General features: G+C 56.5%; 14 protein-coding genes, 1 tRNA gene and 2 pseudogenes. 10 read left to right on the top strand and 7 right to left on the bottom strand.

Going from position 1 to position 16,915, the window contains the following annotated elements; translation table 11 throughout:
• Positions 1 to 6: 6 nt before the first annotated feature.
• A protein-coding gene (locus tag ACYZT0_RS09055) for an IS3 family transposase (RefSeq protein ID WP_462042754.1) occupies positions 7 to 1,169 on the bottom strand; the annotation gives its coding sequence in 2 pieces (ribosomal slippage) (positions 7 to 914 and positions 914 to 1,169; 1,164 coding nt in all).
• Between the two features lie 411 nt (positions 1,170 to 1,580).
• Here ACYZT0_RS09055 and ACYZT0_RS09050 point away from each other — a divergent pair.
• From ACYZT0_RS09050 to ACYZT0_RS09040, 3 genes and pseudogenes are all read left to right on the top strand, one after another.
• Positions 1,581 to 2,081: a short chain dehydrogenase gene (locus ACYZT0_RS09050; protein ID WP_462045522.1), complete on the top strand. Its 501-nt coding sequence runs from the start codon at positions 1,581 to 1,583 to the stop codon at positions 2,079 to 2,081.
• 40 nt (positions 2,082 to 2,121) lie between these two features.
• Positions 2,122 to 2,217: pseudogene (locus ACYZT0_RS09045) on the top strand (4-hydroxy-tetrahydrodipicolinate synthase); the annotation flags it as partial.
• 331 nt (positions 2,218 to 2,548) lie between these two features.
• Positions 2,549 to 2,983: a hypothetical protein gene (locus ACYZT0_RS09040; RefSeq protein ID WP_462045521.1), complete on the top strand. Its 435-nt coding sequence runs from the start codon at positions 2,549 to 2,551 to the stop codon at positions 2,981 to 2,983.
• A gap of 368 nt (positions 2,984 to 3,351) precedes the next feature.
• Here the strand turns inward: ACYZT0_RS09040 and ACYZT0_RS09035 are convergent, their stop codons facing one another.
• Positions 3,352 to 3,717 carry a histone-like nucleoid-structuring protein, MvaT/MvaU family gene (locus ACYZT0_RS09035; protein WP_462045520.1) on the bottom strand — a complete coding sequence of 122 codons (366 nt, stop codon included), beginning with the start codon at positions 3,715 to 3,717 and terminating at the stop codon, positions 3,352 to 3,354.
• Positions 3,718 to 4,446: 729 nt separating this feature from the next.
• Between ACYZT0_RS09035 and ACYZT0_RS09030 the strand changes: the two are divergent.
• Positions 4,447 to 4,707, top strand: a pseudogene (locus ACYZT0_RS09030) (cysteine hydrolase family protein); the annotation flags it as partial.
• 283 nt (positions 4,708 to 4,990) lie between these two features.
• Here ACYZT0_RS09030 and ACYZT0_RS09025 read toward each other — a convergent pair.
• The 3 genes from ACYZT0_RS09025 to treS all read right to left on the bottom strand — a co-directional run bounded on the left by ACYZT0_RS09025 (position 4,991) and on the right by treS (position 7,908).
• Positions 4,991 to 5,206: a hypothetical protein gene (locus ACYZT0_RS09025; protein ID WP_462030302.1), complete on the bottom strand. Its 216-nt coding sequence runs from the start codon at positions 5,204 to 5,206 to the stop codon at positions 4,991 to 4,993.
• 162 nt (positions 5,207 to 5,368) lie between these two features.
• The gene (locus ACYZT0_RS09020) at positions 5,369 to 5,593 is read right to left on the bottom strand and encodes a hypothetical protein (protein ID WP_462045519.1); all 225 of its coding nucleotides are present in this window, start codon (positions 5,591 to 5,593) and stop codon (positions 5,369 to 5,371) included.
• 248 nt (positions 5,594 to 5,841) lie between these two features.
• A complete protein-coding gene (treS, locus tag ACYZT0_RS09015) occupies positions 5,842 to 7,908 on the bottom strand; it encodes a maltose alpha-D-glucosyltransferase (RefSeq protein ID WP_462045518.1) in 2,067 nt (688 codons plus the stop codon).
• A gap of 797 nt (positions 7,909 to 8,705) precedes the next feature.
• Between treS and ACYZT0_RS09010 the strand changes: the two genes are divergently transcribed.
• The 6 genes from ACYZT0_RS09010 (at position 8,706) to ACYZT0_RS08985 (ending at position 15,824) form a co-directional block, all read left to right on the top strand.
• Entirely contained in the window at positions 8,706 to 8,840 is a 135-nt protein-coding gene (locus ACYZT0_RS09010; protein WP_462045517.1) for a hypothetical protein, read from the top strand.
• Positions 8,841 to 9,131: 291 nt separating this feature from the next.
• The gene (locus ACYZT0_RS09005; RefSeq protein ID WP_462045516.1) at positions 9,132 to 9,473 is read left to right on the top strand and encodes a hypothetical protein; all 342 of its coding nucleotides are present in this window, start codon (positions 9,132 to 9,134) and stop codon (positions 9,471 to 9,473) included.
• Between the two features lie 99 nt (positions 9,474 to 9,572).
• Complete coding sequence (locus ACYZT0_RS09000; RefSeq protein ID WP_462045515.1) at positions 9,573 to 10,829, top strand: TolC family protein; 1,257 nt, start codon at positions 9,573 to 9,575, stop codon at positions 10,827 to 10,829.
• The gene (locus ACYZT0_RS08995) at positions 10,826 to 12,310 is read left to right on the top strand and encodes an efflux RND transporter periplasmic adaptor subunit (RefSeq protein ID WP_462045514.1); all 1,485 of its coding nucleotides are present in this window, start codon (positions 10,826 to 10,828) and stop codon (positions 12,308 to 12,310) included. Before ACYZT0_RS09000 ends, ACYZT0_RS08995 begins: the two co-directional genes overlap by 4 nt.
• Positions 12,307 to 15,465 carry an efflux RND transporter permease subunit gene (locus tag ACYZT0_RS08990; RefSeq protein ID WP_462045513.1) on the top strand — a complete coding sequence of 1,053 codons (3,159 nt, stop codon included), beginning with the start codon at positions 12,307 to 12,309 and terminating at the stop codon, positions 15,463 to 15,465. Before ACYZT0_RS08995 ends, ACYZT0_RS08990 begins: the two co-directional genes overlap by 4 nt.
• Entirely contained in the window at positions 15,462 to 15,824 is a 363-nt protein-coding gene (locus ACYZT0_RS08985) for a copper-binding protein (RefSeq protein WP_462045512.1), read from the top strand. Before ACYZT0_RS08990 ends, ACYZT0_RS08985 begins: the two co-directional genes overlap by 4 nt.
• A 386-nt stretch (positions 15,825 to 16,210) precedes the next feature.
• Here the strand turns inward: ACYZT0_RS08985 and ACYZT0_RS08980 are convergent.
• A tRNA-Gly gene (locus ACYZT0_RS08980) sits at positions 16,211 to 16,286 on the bottom strand.
• Positions 16,287 to 16,348: 62 nt separating this feature from the next.
• Positions 16,349 to 16,909, bottom strand: coding sequence for a CDP-diacylglycerol--glycerol-3-phosphate 3-phosphatidyltransferase (gene pgsA / locus ACYZT0_RS08975; protein WP_017339130.1), 561 nt, complete (start codon positions 16,907 to 16,909; stop codon positions 16,349 to 16,351).
• Positions 16,910 to 16,915: the final 6 nt, after the last annotated feature.

The raw sequence follows: 16,915 nt of genomic DNA, 5'->3' as shown, positions 1-16,915 counted from the left end.
TAGTGGTCAACTAATCCCGGACACGACGTTAAGTTTTTCTTCGGCCCGAGCTGGCGCCAGCCCACCGTTGAATTGATGGGGCCGAATCCAGTTGTACCGATGCATCAAGAAATGACTGATATCGCGTTGGGCTTCTTGAGCCGTCCTGTAGCCCGTGGTCGGTATCCATTCGGTTTTCAAGCTGCGGAACACGCGCTCCATCGGCGCGTTGTCCCAGCAATTCCCCCGACGACTCATGCTCTGACGCATGCGATAACGCCACAGTCGCTGGCGAAATAAACGACTCGCATACTGCGACCCTTGATCCGAGTGAAACAGCAGCCCCTGAGGCCTTCCCCGTTGTTCGTAAGCCATATCCAGCGCCTTGATAACCAGCTCGGCGTCCGGCTTTTCCGATAGCGCCCAGCCCACCACCCGACGCGCGCAAAGGTCCATCACGACAGCCAGATAGTGCCATTTCCCCTGAGCCCAAATGTAGGTGATGTCGCCGCACCACACTTGGTTGGGTGCCGGGACATCGAACTCCCGATTCAAGATATTCGGGATATCCAACCGTTCAACCGTTGCCCGTTTGTAAGCATGAGAACCTGGCTGTTTGCTGACGAGGTCAAGCTCACGCATCAAGCTGCGCACTTTGAACCGACCGAGTTGCTCACCATCGTCACGCATCAACGAGAGGATGCTACGGCTGCCGGCAGCACTGCGACTTTGTGAAAACAACTCGCTCACCCGGCTGCGCAACCGAAGCCGTTCGACATCCGGCGTTCGGTGCTTGAGGCGGTGGGCGTAGTAACTTGATCGATTGATCTCAAACACTTTGCACAGCCAATCAATCGGCTCATGGACGCTCAGCTGATGGATCAGCGCGTACGCTCGTGATCTTCCGACATCAAGAGCGCGGTAGCCTTTTTTAATATCGATTTTTCCCGTTCAAGGCGGGTAATTCGGGCTTCCAACTCCTGAATTTTTTGCTGTTCCGGTGTCAGCGCTTTGCTCTGCGGGGTGACTCCTTGGTGTTCCTGCTGAACCTGGTCGACCCAGCGGCGTAGTGCCGACTCGCCGACACCGAGTGAACGGCTGGCTTCGATGTAGCTGTAGTTTTGCTTGAGCACGAGGTCGGCAGCCTCGCGTTTGAATTCAGCAGAAAAGGAACGGCGTTGTTTGGTCATCTGACACCTCGATCTGGCGAGCATTCTCGCCTAAATGGGTGTCCGGTTTCATTAGACCACTACAGTCACGTTTTCTTTCAAGTGTTCAAAGTTCTGCTCTGGCCCTCCGGAGTTGGGTTTATCTGGCTGACTCCCAGTGGTGTTGTCTGAAGTATTCATGTCGTCCCTCGCCTTCTGAATGAAAAAAGCGGTATCAGGGTTCGCCACGAAATGCCCGCAGCCCCCCTTATTGCAGATGACGGAGCAGTGTTATGGGGAGTTCCAATGGAATGATGAGCGATGCAACCAGCGCCCTAGGTGCGGGAGAATAGACGGACGGTCCATCGGTCTGTACACCTTTACGTCAGCTCGATGGAACATTGTTTACAACCCGTCCTCTATCGCAACACCTGCGAAACTGAGGACTTCCCCATGATCGATTCCTTAACCGGTATGAAGCCTGGCGAGCGTTACGTCGTCGAAAGCCTAGAACGCACACGAAGTTTTCCCGGCTTCTTTCTTGACGGAAAATATTACTTGGGCCCCGAACTAATGACCGCCGTCGGGTGGCTGGAAGGTCAGCAATTTTTCTACGACGAACTTGATCCTTCAGGCGAGCCGGTGTTTCCAGATCGAATAGCCGGCACCATCGAAGGCCTGATATTGACTCTGATTGATGGCGCACGCCTGAAACTGAACAAGGTGCGATACAACGCCCAAGTAGATTTACGTTTGGGCGTGGAGCACAGTCGTCAGTCCGCACCGTCATCAGGCAACCTCTTTGGGCCACCAGGCGGCCAACGTCTCGCAAAAGGTGGCTGGCGCGCAGCCAAGCACAGACCTTCTTTGCTAATTGCACTAGGCGCGACAATGTTGCTTGGCGGACTCCTGTTCGCGCTTAATCGTCGCGAACGGCGAGAGCGTTCCCGCTAGCAACTGCGGATGACTCCCAATTAGCATCAGGAGTCTGTGCATGTCATCGTTTCAAGGTATCTGGGTTCCTCTCGTTACGCCGTTTCACGACGGAGCGATCGACTTCGTCGGGTTGCGCCGGCTGGTCAGCCATTTGCGCCAGAGCGTTGCCCAGACTTCACTGTCTACCTGATTGAAGACCTTCTTGGCTACCACGTGGCTATCCAAGGGCGATTCTGCCCTGGTTCAACACCTTGCTGTAGGTATGCCAAAGGTATATTGCAAGACCAGTGGACGGTGCAGGGGCTAGGAGACGCTGAAGCCCAGCGTCCTTAACAAGAAGGTATGCCTTAGGTAGCGAATTTTCCTCAAAGCAATCCGAGATTCATCGAGCCAGGTACACATCCCGGTATGATTTTCCTCATAAGGCCATTGGCCTCTACGAATAAGCTACCATTGCTTAACCGTGTTTTTTTCAGGAGAAGATTATGCATCGATTGGTGAAGCCGTCGGATTATGTTCTTCAGACTTTGATGGACAAAATGGTTTACATCCTTCCTTGGGAACGACGACATTGTCCGGGAAATCCTACGGATGAACCCGAGCAAGGCGCTCTGCTCTATAACAAATTCATCCTGAATTTCTTAAATGGTGTAACACCGCGAGCACCAAGCGAACGAATAATTGAAATTGCGCAATGGTGTCTTGCATTAGCCGGAGAGCCTGCTAGGGCGTTGGCAGATGATTTGTCTGCGGCCTACCTGAGTCGATACAGCTTTGTGCTCGCTGACATTTCAAAATACGATGATGAATCGAAAGAATTTCGGGGACATTTGGCCCTCTGTTCTGACGAAATTAAAAAACTGCCACCGAATCTCGTGATGGCTTTACGGGCTCGAGCTGCAGGCCTTTTGTTACGCTGACGCCTGGGACAGCGAAAAAATCGGGGGCAGGGCTACGATAAGTTAGGTCTTGACCTGCTCACCCCTCGTGCGTCGACTCGGCAATTGCAAACTCCGTTCATCTCCAGCACGTTCTTTCTCATTTGGGAATTAACCCCTTTAAACACGGGATCCTCCGCCTTCTTGTGTCATTCAAAGATATGACGTGGTGAGAAATGAAAGCTGTCGTATTTCATGGCGTGGGCGGCATTAGGTTGAATGAAGATTCGTTGCCCATTCGCAAAAGCAGTCATACGTAAATCAGTGGGTGTTGCTCTAAGACCTAAAGCTCTGGAAATCCGATAACGAAAAGGGCCCTCGTAGGGCCCTTTGCTTGTACTCAAACAAAATCACTTGGTCAGCCAAGACTCGACAGTGTCGGAGCCGTATTTCGCTTTCCACTCTTTCAGAGTTTTGTGGTTGCCGCCTTTGGTTTCCACGACTTCGCCAGATTCCGGATTTTTGTAGACCTTCACCTGACGCGGCTTGCGCGTGCCAGATTGCGACTGGGCAGCTGGAGCACGACGACCGGCGTGTGGATCAAGCAGCTTCACGACATCTTTCAAGCTGTAGCCGTACTTGGCAAGCAGGGCGCGGAGCTTGGTTTCGAACTCGATTTCCTGCTTGAGCCCGGCATCCCCCTTCAGTGCTTCGAGCGCTTGGAGCTGTTCGGCAAGGTGTTTTTCAAGTTGGCGGAATTCGGCGAGCTTGGACATGGAAAACCTCTTTGTGATTAGTCTCCTAACGTTACACCAAAAACACCGATTTGCCTGAAGTAAGCGTATTTACTTTGCTCATTAAGTCGGATCAATTACAGGATTTGCACATGCGCAAACGTCGATCAATCAACGTTTGACGACGAGAGAAGGTTCGTAAAATCGCAACGGACATTAGGTGCGATGGCGCCGCCTCTGAAACTGGTGCGGAACGGAACTGAGAGCCACGGTGTCATTTGTATTAGACACCTAGGTGTCACCCATCCCGTTGAGATAGAGAGGTCGTTTTTATGAACAATATCATCTACATCGTTGGGGCAGTTGTCATCGTCCTAGTTATCCTGTCGTTTGTCGGTCTTGTATAGTCTGCCAGCTTAGAATCGTTTTGTGACCGGATGCGGTCTAGTACGAACCAAGCCACGGCACTTGAAATAACAAGGCATTTTTGACATGTAAACGACAACCCCTGACGATAGCTACTTTGTCGTCAAAGGGCAGCTGTGACATTGCAGCAACCTCCTAATTGGAGATGCCCGGCAGCGTCTCGTCGACGAATTCACGGCCGCGCGACGTGAGATAAAGGCAGCAAAACCCCTGGCAATGCTACGCAGTTAAAGGCAGCCAGATCATGCGTTCAAACGGCCAGGGTGGCGCTTGGGGAGCGCGGGCCAGTTTGGTGGGACGACGTTTGCCAAGACTTCAACAGGCGTCGTGTAGTAAATACTCCGTATGCACAACCGCCTGAACAAAGACGACGCTGTAGTCCTGATGATCGACCACCAGACCGGTCTGATCTCGCTGGTGCAGGACTTCTCGCCCAACGAGTTCAAGAACAATGTGCTGGCCCTGGCTGACGTGGCGATATTCTTCGAACTGCCGACCGTTCTCACCACCAGTTTCGAACAAGGCCCCAATGGCCCGCTGGTACCGGAGCTAAAAGAAATGTTTCCGGACGCGCCTTACATTGCCCGTCCCGGCCAGATCAACGCTAGGTCGACTGGCGCAATGACATCGAAGGCCTGAGCAACCAGCTGTCCCAGCGCATTCCGAACTATCGCAACCTGATGAACAGCTACTCGGCATTAGCAGCGCGCCAAGCTTAATTCGGCTTTGCAATTGCGAAAGCGCATGCAATAAAGGGCCCTCGAAGGGCCCTTTTGTACTAAAACCAAATCACTTGGACAGCCGAAACTCGACGTTGACGGAGCTGCCATGCGTACCGGCGCCAAACATACGGTTAGTTCAACCAGTCCGCTGAGTCGCTGGCGGTCAGTCACGCGAATTTGATGGCTCCGCCCTGGATGTCGTCGCGCGCCAATCGCAGGTCATCGGCGTCCTGATTGAGCCGGTGAACCAGGTTGAGCAACCGTTGCCGCAACACCTCGTCCGTGAGCTGCTCAGTTGCACGCATAACATCCAGCGCCGCGTGCTCATTGTTGGTAGCGACGGAGTCGAGCAGTTTGCGCATGCTTCTTGATGGCCGATTCATCTCTAGTACCTAGGATTCCAATGACGCGAATCATACGGCCAGATTATTTCGCCAATGTTTCAACTGCGGGGGTTGGCTCTACGCCACAGGCACCGGCTGAGTTGTTCACTGCTCTCCTGCTCCGGCCCCCAAACCGGCTCGTCAGGCGTACCAGACGGAGCGTCAATGGAGTGCTGTTCTGTCCAGGCTTTCACCAGGATTGTTGGCAAACTGCATGCCAGTGCCCCGCGACCCGTCGAGGCGACCGAACAATTCCATACCTTCGAAGGCGAATTTACGCAGGCCGATATCACGCCCGCCATCGCGACTGGTGTCGTAGTGGTTGGTGTTGTCGCGTACACCTTCACGCAGCGGGTGAGTGTCAACGCCGATCTCGTAGTAACCCATCAGCGGTGAGTTCGCCTTGCGAGGTGTACACCTCGAAACCACCGATGCTGCGTGGAACCACGCGCTGCACCGTGACACCTTCACGGGCCGGGGCGTTGACCGATTTGACGAAGCCGGCCAGGTATTCGTTGATCTCGTCTTTCGTTGAGCCGACCCCTATTAGATTGACGAACTGCTCTGTCGGGAGAGCAAGAAAGGGAATTATTCCAAGACACGCTATTGGGTTCTGCCCATAGCCAATGCGGCCCCTAGATCATCGGCGAGCTACTGACCACACGCAGTGCCAATCCCTCATAGGCATCCAGCGTGATGGTGAATTCGCCCTCAGGCGTGAGATCGCCTTCGACCCGCTCATTGATGATGTCGACCACCGGCCCCGGGGCAATATTTGGCAGGTGCAGGGTTTCGGTGATCGGTGTCGAGCCGAAGTTCAACGCGGTGATTTGTGTGCCTTTGCCGGCCGGCAATTCGTGGACCATGATCAACAGCCCCGGATGCTCCACGTCCGGAATCAGGATTTGGCGACTGGCCGCGATATCGTAGGAGCGGCGAACAGCAAGGATCTTCTTCAGCTGCGAAGCAAACGAATCCGGGTCTTTCAATTGACTGGTCAGGCTGCCATACAACGTTTTCGGGCGTGGCATCTGACCCGCCGAAAAATGCGCGTCGGGATTGAGATCAACCAGATCGTAGGCACCGCGATGAATCCAGCGCGTATCGCCGTCCAGCATCAAATGCGCGACCTGTTCCGCCGGCAGTGGCAACGCGCCGACCAAGTCCCATCCAGACAGTGCAAACACGCCTGGTTGCATCGCGTTGTACATCACCAGCAGTAGATGAACTTGGCGAATCTGCTGAATATCTACCGTCGTAATAGCATCGAGGTCGCGAATCCCCAGCGCTGCCGTGATGATGCTCGCAGTGGTACAGGACACGCCATTGGTGACAAATTTCAGGTTATAGGGGGCGTGCTCTCCGGCCAGGCGTTCGTACATCTGCTCGCGAATGTGCTCGCGCAAGATGTTGCCGGGGAAAGTCTGGCCCTGGTAGAGGAAGGTGTCATGGGCGTGCAGGGTCCAGAAATGCACCAGCTCAAGGGTCAGTTCGTCATGGTTCTGCAAGGCATGGATCAACGAGCCCGGATCGATGCCGAGGGTGTGCATCTGACGCAGCATCAACCGCAGAAATTCGGTATCGCCCATCAGCAACGCATGCTGGTAGGCGGGTCGGGTGATGAAGTCGTACGAAAGATCGGCACCGCCGTGGGACATGGCGGCGATATCGTCAACGGTCAGGTTCAGTTCCTGAAAGCTGAACCCGCCGGCCTTGCGAATCGCACCGGCCAGCAACTGGTTGCCGGTGATCGATAACGGATGGCTTTCAGACCAGGCGGTGCCGTCGAGTTTGCGTTCTACGCCGAGAAATCCGTTGGCGTCCAGACGTAAAATTTTTGCCCCCATGACATCGATGGCGTGCAGCGCGTCTCCGATGATCATCTGCTGCGCGGCGAAGGTCGGGTCCAACCAGTTCAACGACGGTTGCCCTTCCTTGAAGTAATGTAGGTAAACCCAGCGTCGCGGCCTCCCATCGACGCCCACCACGATAGGCGTCGCGCTCCAATCGGTTTCCTTGACACCTGGCTCGAAGAAGATCACCCGCTGCAACTGGCCGACGATGTAATGCTTGTCCCGTAGAACGTCTACCTGCTGCGGGCTGAGATTCTGTGCATCACGCCCCTTGGCAATGTCCGGTAGCAGCGGCCAGTCCTCTTCGCGGATTTCCACCATGTGGTAGAGACCCGGATAGTCTTCAAACGCCATCTCGGCCAAGCGAAAATCCGCGCCTTTGCCAGTATGAGATGGGATGACGTCATCGATGATGACCGCATTGTGCGCGGCAGCCATACGGGTCAGCGCCTGAAGCTGCGCCTCGGTGCCCAGTTGCGAGTCGATGTCGAAACTGATGCGGTCAAAATTGCCATCAATCGTGGGCGTGTGCATGGTGCCCGAAAGACCGCCAGACCTTTTCAGCGGGCCATTGTGAATAGCCTGGATGCCGATTTTCGAGAGCGCGTGCCATAAGGTTTCATCACCCAAGGCCTCCAGCACGGTGCCATTTTCGCTAGTAACAATAGACGCCGGATACGCGGTGAACCACACCGAAGCCAGGGCCGAAGCATCACGGGGCCGAGTATGGGCATAAGGCTGTTGCCACAATCGACCTTGCCCAGAGTAGAGTTTGGCCCGCTGCCTTGCGGCATGAAGCATCGATTGCTCAACCAGCCATTCCACATGGTTTTTCTCAGCTGCCGTCATAAAAACAATCACCTGTCGTCATGAAAAAAAACGCTTCCGGCCATTGCATCTATACCTGCACCAATGGCACTGCTCGTTTTTGTAAGAGGCCCTGACGTGGCATTCGTTGCATCAAATCAGGAAGAAGCTTGCTATCGTGCTCGATGCGCAATGGCCAACGTAAAAGCTGCACAAGTGGCGGCCTGTTACGTTCAATGGCCCCAGGGCCGGTGAGAGGCAGCATGTTGTTCTATCTATGCAGGGTCGAAGACAGCTTGATTTTCTTAGCTTCACTTGACAGGGTGAAACTCCGATGTTTGACGAGACTGATCTTACGCGACACTTTCCCGCTGCGTTCAGACTCTGCGAAAGCTGCAGTCGAAACGGTGCCAGGCTAGGGCAGAATGTCTTTGGCGAAGATTCGACCGATCTCCAACAGCCTTGAAGGCCCGCCAGGAGAGAAAGATTGCGGCAAAGGAATTTTCTACCGTGGCGCTGGAGCTCCACTTTTCTCTGGACGAAAAAAATGGACCTCTTTTCAGAGATCCATGTCATCGCGCGCCCTCTTCCGGAGTTGACCCGGTGAAAATGCTGGGCTACCCGCAAATCGCCGAGTGGCGTGCGACCAATACGCGCCTGTGCAGCTTCTGGCGTGAACTCGACGCACTGCCCGCTCCGGTCAACCCCGTTACCCGTCGTAATGCCGGCCTGCGGCTGCATGACTTTTCACCGCTGAACGAGCACGGTTTACCGCTGTTCGAACCGCTGACCCTGACCTGGCACCCGGTGAACGACTGCTGCTGCGCGGCCCTTCCGGCGTGGGCAAGACCACCCTGCTTCGCTCACTGGCGGGATTGTGGCCACGGCACCAAGGCAGCGCCGAACTGGACCGGGATGGCCAGTGCGCTCCACTGTTCACTACTGACGGTTTGAATTCAATCTCAGACGCGTAACTTGTCAGCCATGGAAACCGAAGTCGACTGTTTCAACACTATAGGCCAACAAAAGCAGCACCTTACCTTTCCAACGTGCTGATCGGCGGTGTCGGATTTCGACGTGGGGATTCATGGCTGGATCGGCTTGAGGATTGCAAAGGTTCGGCCTGTAGCATTAACAGGTCTGGAATCGGCTCGAGAAGCTTCTATTTTTTGCCGGTGATATCGCCTGAGTCTGCGCCTTGCGGCATGCCGCTGATGACTCGCTTCTAATTGTAAGAGCCATTTTCAACGACTACACTCCAGCCCATGAAACGCTACCTGCGGTTTTGCCTCATCTTCATGATCAGCTTGGCGCTTCCCCTCAGCGGGATGGCGGGCGTTCAGGCACCGACAGAACCTTGCCCGATGAAGACGATGGGCATGGCGATGATGGACGATATGGGACAAGACTGCTGCCAGGACATGAAAAATCCCACCGAGCACGGCAAACCCTGCAAGCCAGGCCAGGAATGCAAGACAAGCGGTATGTTGCAAGTCTCGATTATCAAGCCTTCTGTCACCTTATCCAGCCCCGTTGTGCTTTCCTTCTCCAGCGATTTTCTACCTGCCCGGGCCCCTTCCGGGGTGTGGCGACCGCCTCGCGCTTGATTCCTGTTCCACACTGAGCCTCATTCCGTTTTAACGGGATGTCCTATCTGCGCGCATGTCTGATGAGGCGCGCAGTGGATCATCACAGGAATCGTAAACATGAACTCCAAGTGCTATTGCACAGGTTGGGCCCTCGTGGCCGGCTTGGCGGCAAGCGTACTGGCATTGCCTGGCTTCGCTGCCGCATTGACACTCGATGAAGCGTTGCGGCTGGCCGAAAACAATGCGCCGTCGCTGACCGCACAAGACGCCAAAATTCAGGCTGCCAGCAATGCAGCCATCCCCGCCGGTGAACTACCCGATCCCAAGCTGCTTCTGGGTGTGCAGAACTATCCCATTGGCGGTCCGGATCGCTGGAGCATCGACCAGGACTTCATGACCATGCAAATGGTTGGGGTCAGGCAGGAGATGCCCAACAGCGACAAGCGCAAAGCGCGCATTGAGGTCGCCGATGCGGCCGTTGATCGCGCCGCTGCGGAGCGTCGAGTCGAACGCCTGAAGGTACGCCAGTCCACGGCGTTGGCTTGGATCAATAGTTATTCGGTTGAGCGCAAAGATGCACTATTCCAGGACTTCTACAAAGAAAACCGCCTGCTGACCGATACCGTCCGAGCCCAGATTGCCGGTGGCCGCGCTCAGCCCGCCGACACGGTGACGCCCAAACAGGAAGCGGCTCAGCTGGCAGAGCAGCAGGACGATCTGATTCTCAAGAGAGCACAGGCCCGAGCGGCCCTCAAGCGCTGGATTGGCCCAGCTGCCAACGACAAGCCAGTGGGCAACTTGCCTGAATGGCCCGTCGATACCTCAGGCTACTCCCATAAACTGCAACACCATCCCGAGTTGGCAGCGTTTGCGCCGATGACCCGCGAAGCGCAAGCCAAGGTTCGTGAAGCCGTGTCGGAAAAACAATCGGACTGGAGCTGGGAACTGGATTACCAGCACCGTGGCCGTGAGTTTGGCGATATGGTCAGCGTGCAATTTTCCTGGGACCTACCGCTGTTTCCTGACTCTCGACAAAACCCAAAAATCGCTGCCAAACAGGCTGAACTCAGCCAGCTTGAGGCCGAGCGCGAAGCCCTGTCACGCGAGCATACCCAGCAACTGGAGAGCGAACTGGCTGACTATGAGCGCCTGAATCGTGCCGTGCGCCGAAACCAGGAAAACCTGTTACCGCTGGCCAAGGAAAAGGTCGAACTCAGCATGGCCAGTTATCGCGCCGGCAAAGGCGACTTGAATTCAGTTGTTGCCGCCCGACGTGAACTCATCGAAGCCCGCCTCAAACAGATCGACGTGGAAGAGCAGCGAGCCCTCACCAGTGCGCGTCTGTACTTCGCTTATGGGGAGTCCAGCCAATGAACCTAAAAAAATGGAACGGGGCATTGCTGGTAGGCGTCTCGATAGCATTAGGTGTTGCCGGTGGTTACTGGTTCGCTCACCAGCGCATGAACGCAATGCCTGACGGGGCCGCCGAACAGAGCCCCAAGGCTCCAGACGAACGCAAGGTGCTGTACTGGTACGATCCGATGGTCCCGCAGCAGAAGTTTGATAAACCGGGTAAATCTCCCTTCATGGACATGCAACTGGTTCCTCAGTACGCCGGTGGCACAGGGGACCGTGCGACCGTCAGTATCGATCCAAGTCTGACCCAGAATCTCGGTCTGCGTTTTACGACTGTCGCCCGTGGGATCTTTGACTCCAGCCTCGACGTGACAGGTGTCTTGGCGTTCAACGAACGTGATGTCGCTGTGATACAGGCACGCACCACCGGCTTTGTGGAGCGAGTCTATGCCCATGCGCCCGGTGATGTGCTCAAAGCCAACGCGGCGTTGGCGGATATCCTGGTGCCCGAGTGGGCCGCCGCCCAGACAGAGTTCCTTGCCCTGAAGCGCAACGGGGATGCTGACCTGTTGGCAGCGGCCCGCCAGCGACTGCGGCTAACAGGGATGCCGGCAGCACTGATTTCTCAGGTAGAGCGTGGCGGTAAGGTTCAGCCGTACCAGACTCTCACCAGCCCCATTGCCGGTGTATTGCAAGAGTTGAACGTACGCGCGGGTATGACCGTGGCGACTGGCGACACTCTGGCACGCGTCAATGGCTTAAGTAGTGTCTGGCTAGCCGTGGCCGTTCCAGAATCGGATTCCGGAGCTATCACCGTGGGGCAGGCAGTCGAAGCGCGCTTGCCAGCCTTTCCAGGGACAACGCTTAGTGGCAAGGTCAGCGCGATTTTGTCCGAAACCAATCCGGACAGCCGCACCCTTCGCGTACGTGTCGAGTTACCCAATCCGGACGGGCGCCTCAGGCCGGGCATGACGGCGCAGGTCCGCCTGAACCGCTCGACCGAGCAAAGTGTGTTGTGGGTGCCGAGTGAGGCGGTGATTCGCACGGGCCGAAGTGCCCTGGTGATGCTCGCCGAAGACGCTGGCCGCTACCGCCCAATGAAGGTGCAACTCGGGCAGGAAAGCGACGGCAAGACGGTGATTTTGAAAGGCCTGGAAGAAGGCCAGAAGGTGGTGACTTCTGGCCAGTTCTTGCTCGACTCGGAGGCCAGTCTTAAAGGCATTGTTGCAAGCACGGAGGAAAAGTCACCGCCCAGCGCAGCAGCCTCCGGTTTTCATGAGGCGGATGGGCAGATCGTTGAGATCAGTGACAAAGAAGTCACGCTCGCCCACGGCCCTTTCAAGACGCTGGGCATGCCGGGCATGACCATGACTTTCCCACTCGCCAACCCCGCTCTGATGCAGGGCCTCAAAGCGGGTGACAAGGTTCGGGTCGCGGTGATCCAGACCGACGATGGCTTGCGTGTTGAGCGTCTGGACAAATCGGGGAGCCAGCCATGATCGCTGCCCTGATTCGTTGGTCAGTGGCCAACCGATTCCTTGTGCTACTGGCGACGCTGTTTGTCACGGCTTGGGGCATTTGGTCGGTGCAGAGCACGCCCATCGATGCGCTGCCGGATCTCTCCGATGTTCAGGTGATCATCCGCACCCCTTATCCGGGACAAGCGCCGCAGATTGTCGAGAACCAGGTGACCTATCCGTTGGCCACCACCATGCTCTCGGTGCCGGGAGCCAAGACCGTGCGTGGTTACTCCTTCTTTGGCGATAGCTTTGTTTATGTGCTGTTCGAAGACGGCACTGACTTGTACTGGGCCCGCTCGCGGGTGTTGGAATACCTGAGCCAAATACAAAGTCGGTTGCCGGCTAGCGCCAAGCCGGCGTTGGGGCCGGATGCGACGGGAGTGGGTTGGATCTATCAGTACGCACTGGTGGATCGCAGTGGTGGACACGACCTGGCGCAGCTACGCGCACTTCAGGACTGGTTCCTTAAGTTCGAACTCAAGACCCTGCCCAACGTTGCGGAAGTGGCTACGGTGGGTGGCATGGTCAAGCAGTACCAGGTGCAGCTCGACCCACTCAAACTGGCCTCCCTCGGCATCACTCAGGCTGAGGTAACCGAGGCGATCGGCAAAGCCAATCAGGAAACCGGTGGTGCCGTGCTGGAGATGGCAGAGACCGAGTTCATCGTGCGCGCTTCCGGCTACCTGAAGACGCTCAATGATTTCCGTGCGATCCCGCTCAAGCTCGGTGCGGGTGGCGTGCCGGTGACCCTTGGCGATGTCGCCACGATCCAGTTGGGTCCGGAAATGCGGCGTGGCATCACTGAACTCGACGGCGAAGGCGAGACCGTCGGCGGCGTGGTGATTCTGCGCAGCGGCAAGAACGCTCGCGAGACCATTGCCGCGGTCAAGGCCAAACTCGATGACTTGAAAAGCAGTCTGCCGGCCGGGGTAGAAATTGTCACCACCTACGACCGTAGCAAGCTGATCGACCGCGCGGTGGAAAATCTCAGTCACAAACTGATCGAAGAGTTCATCGTCGTCGCGTTGGTCTGCGGAATCTTCCTCTGGCACCTGCGCTCATCCTTGGTGGCGATTATTTCCTTGCCGGTCGGGATACTGATTGCCTTCATTGTGATGCGCTACCAAGGGATCAACGCCAACATCATGTCCTTGGGTGGGATCGCTATTGCTATCGGCGCCATGGTCGATGCCGCCGTGGTGATGATCGAAAACGCCCACAAGAAAGTCGAGGGCTGGCACGCGGCCCATCCCGGCGAAGAGCTGAAGGGCGAACATCACTGGCATGTGATGACCGAAGCGGCGGCCGAGGTGGGGCCGGCGTTGTTCTTCTGCCTATTGATCATCACCCTGTCGTTCATTCCGGTGTTCACCCTGGAGGCGCAAGAGGGCCGCCTGTTTGGCCCCCTCGCCTTCACCAAGACCTACGCCATGGCCGCGGCGGCCGGACTGTCGGTGACCCTGGTGCCGGTGCTGATGGGTTACTGGATTCGCGGACGGATCCCCAATGAACAACAGAATCCGTTGAACCGTTGGTTGATCAGGCTCTATCAACCGGCCCTGGACGCAGTGCTGCGTCGTCCCAAAATCACCCTGCTGGTCGCACTACTGATCTTTCTCAGCGCGCTATGGCCGATCTCTCGCTTGGGTGGCGAGTTCCTCCCGGCGCTGGACGAGGGCGATTTGCTCTACATGCCCTCGGCTCTGCCAGGGTTGTCGGCGCAGAAAGCGGCGCAGCTGTTGCAACAGACTGACCGTCTGATCAAGACCGTCCCGGAGGTCGAACACGTCTTCGGCAAGGCTGGCCGCGCAGAAACCGCCACCGATCCGGCACCGCTGGAGATGTTCGAGACCACCATCCAGTTCAAACCACGCGAGCAGTGGCGCTCAGGGATGACCCAGGAAAAGCTGGTGGAAGAACTGGATCGAGTGGTACGAGTCCCGGGGCTGACCAATATTTGGATACCCCCCATCCGCAACCGCATCGACATGCTCGCCACCGGGATTAAGAGTCCAATCGGGGTAAAAGTTGCCGGCACCAACCTGACCCAGATCGATGCGGTTACTCAGGCGGTCGAGCGCGTGGCCAAGGACGTGCCCGGGGTCAGTTCGGCTCTGGCTGAACGATTGACCGGCGGCCGTTATATCGATGTGGATATCGATCGCAAGGCTGCTGCCCGCTACGGGCTGAACATCGCCGATGTGCAGTCAATCGTCGCCGGCGCAATTGGCGGTGAGAACGTCGGGGAGACGATTGAAGGGCTCGCACGCTTCCCGATCAACGTCCGTTATCCCCGTGAGTGGCGTGACTCGCTCGGCGCCCTGGAGCAGCTGCCGATCTACACCCCTTTGGGGAGTCAGATCACCCTCGGTACTGTGGCGAAGGTCAAGGTCAGCGACGGCCCTCCCATGCTCAAGAGCGAGAACGCCCGACCTTCCGGCTGGGTGTACATCGACGTGCGTGGCCGGGACATTGCCTCAGTGGTCGCCGACCTGCGCCGGATTGTCAGTGAACAGGTCAAGTTGCAGCCTGGAATGAGCCTGAGCTACTCAGGACAGTTCGAATTTCTTGAACGGGCCAACGCCCGGCTCAAGCTGGTGGTACCGGCCACGTTGCTGATCATCTTCGTGCTGCTCTACCTGACTTTCGCCCGCTTCGACGAGGCCTTGCTGATCATGGCCACCCTGCCCTTCGCCCTCACTGGCGGGGCGTGGTTTCTCTATCTGTTGGGATTCAACCTGTCGGTGGCTACCGGAGTCGGCTTTATCGCCTTGGCCGGTGTGTCTGCCGAATTTGGTGTGATCATGCTGCTCTACCTGAAGAACGCCTGGACCGAACGAGAAGACGCCGGTGATAACACTGAGCGAGGGTTGATTGCTGCGATTCGTGAAGGCGCGGTGCAGCGGGTCCGACCCAAGGCCATGACCGTGGCCGTCATCATTGCCGGTCTCTTACCCATTCTTTTGGGCAGTGGCACCGGTAGCGAAGTGATGAGTCGCATCGCAGCGCCCATGGTCGGCGGCATGGTCACCGCTCCCTTGTTGTCCTTGTTCGTCATTCCGGCGGCCTACCGCTTGATGCGCCGTCGTCGCCTCGCTGTTGAACCCACTAAAACTCAAGGAAAAGTCGTATGAAACTGACCCTTATCGCAGTTGCAAGCACAGCAGTTGCGCTGTCTCTTTCTGCTCAGGCAGAGGACATGCCGGGTATGAAAATGGACGATATGCCCATGCAAGGCATGCAGATGAAGCAGGAAACGAAGCAGGCTCCAGTGGCCAAAGCCGAGGGCACAATCAAGGCCATTAATTCCAGAAAACACACGGTGACTATCGCTCATGGCGCCGTTCCAGCCGTGCAGTGGCCCGCTATGACCATGGGATTCAACGCAACGCCAGAGCAGCTGGCGGGCCTGAAGATTGGGGATCACGTAGCGTTTGAGTTTCGTGCCGAGGGAATGGGAGCCACCATCGTTTCCATCAAGGCTCTGAAGTAACAATGGCATGGCTGGTGGGTTCGACATTAAGAAGCTGATAACGGGCCAGCCATTCGCTTCGGTCAGATTTTATGTCATCTGGCATGACTGCAATGGGTCTAGGCTGTGTGAAAACCCATGCACCGTTTTGTAGTCTGCGCTGCTATATAAAATCTCTGGGCGTTTGGTTAGTCAGGCCCGCTAAAGGATCAGCAGCAGCAGGCACTGGATGCAGCATGCAGCATGCAGCGCCGATGAGCTATGTAACAGTCACCCATTACGAATAGGGCGTTTCGCAAGCTCCGGGCGGAGCCGTCTGCGGGCGTTTCGCCAAGAGGAAGAACCAAAGAAAGACTTTTCTTTAGGGCAAAAAAATGGACCTCTTAAGAGGTCCATTTTTTAATGCTTGGAGCGGGAAACGAGACTCGAACTCGCGACCCCGACCTTGGCAAGGTCGTGCTCTACCAACTGAGCTATTCCCGCGTCTTGGTGTGGCGCATTCTATAGAATCCAGAAGCCTCGTCAACACCTTGATTCAAAAAAGTTTATTTCTTTTCCACATCGGTCTTCAGATGCGGCCAGGCAGCCCGCAAATATTGGACCATGGACCACAACGTCAGGCCCGCGGATATCAGCAACAAGGCGTACCCCACCAACACCCAGAACGTGAAATCCGACGGATTCGCCAGCAGAATCACCAACGCCAGCATTTGCGCGGCGGTTTTCCATTTACCCAGGTTCGACACGGCGACGTGAGCGCGGGCGCCGAGTTCGGCCATCCATTCGCGAAGTGCCGAGACGACTATCTCGCGACCGATGATCACAGCGGCCGGCAGCGTGAGCCACAGGTTGCCATGTTCTTGTACCAGCAATACCAGCGCAACAGCGACCATCAGTTTGTCAGCAACGGGATCGAGAAAAGCCCCGAACGGCGTGCTTTGTTCCAGTCGACGGGCCAGATACCCATCGAGCCAGTCTGTGGCGGCAGCAAATGCGAAGACCGAGGCGGACGCCAGGTAGCTCCATTGATAAGGCAGGTAGAACAGTAAAATGAAGATCGGAATGAGCAGGACGCGGAGTACGGTAATCAGATTAGGGATATTCATCGGCAC

The sequence above is a fragment of the Pseudomonas sp. ZS1P83 genome (genome assembly GCF_054897825.1).
Note: the sequence above shows the minus strand (reverse complement) of the source record. Positions and strands in the feature narration are given on the sequence as shown.

Bases quoted from the DNA above. Each gene is read 5' to 3' on its own strand.
- ACYZT0_RS09050 (WP_462045522.1), top strand. From the start codon at position 1,581: ATGATCGATTCCTTAACCGGTATGAAGCCTGGCGAGCGTTACGTCGTC.
- ACYZT0_RS09040 (WP_462045521.1), top strand. From the start codon at position 2,549: ATGCATCGATTGGTGAAGCCGTCGGATTATGTTCTTCAGACTTTGATG.
- ACYZT0_RS09035 (WP_462045520.1), bottom strand. From the start codon at position 3,717: ATGTCCAAGCTCGCCGAATTCCGCCAACTTGAAAAACACCTTGCCGAA.
- ACYZT0_RS09025 (WP_462030302.1), bottom strand. From the start codon at position 5,206: ATGAATCGGCCATCAAGAAGCATGCGCAAACTGCTCGACTCCGTCGCT.
- ACYZT0_RS09020 (WP_462045519.1), bottom strand. From the start codon at position 5,593: ATGGGTTACTACGAGATCGGCGTTGACACTCACCCGCTGCGTGAAGGT.
- treS (WP_462045518.1), bottom strand. From the start codon at position 7,908: ATGACGGCAGCTGAGAAAAACCATGTGGAATGGCTGGTTGAGCAATCG.
- ACYZT0_RS09005 (WP_462045516.1), top strand. From the start codon at position 9,132: ATGAAACGCTACCTGCGGTTTTGCCTCATCTTCATGATCAGCTTGGCG.
- ACYZT0_RS09000 (WP_462045515.1), top strand. From the start codon at position 9,573: ATGAACTCCAAGTGCTATTGCACAGGTTGGGCCCTCGTGGCCGGCTTG.
- ACYZT0_RS08995 (WP_462045514.1), top strand. From the start codon at position 10,826: ATGAACCTAAAAAAATGGAACGGGGCATTGCTGGTAGGCGTCTCGATA.
- ACYZT0_RS08990 (WP_462045513.1), top strand. From the start codon at position 12,307: ATGATCGCTGCCCTGATTCGTTGGTCAGTGGCCAACCGATTCCTTGTG.
- ACYZT0_RS08985 (WP_462045512.1), top strand. From the start codon at position 15,462: ATGAAACTGACCCTTATCGCAGTTGCAAGCACAGCAGTTGCGCTGTCT.
- pgsA (WP_017339130.1), bottom strand. From the start codon at position 16,909: ATGAATATCCCTAATCTGATTACCGTACTCCGCGTCCTGCTCATTCCG.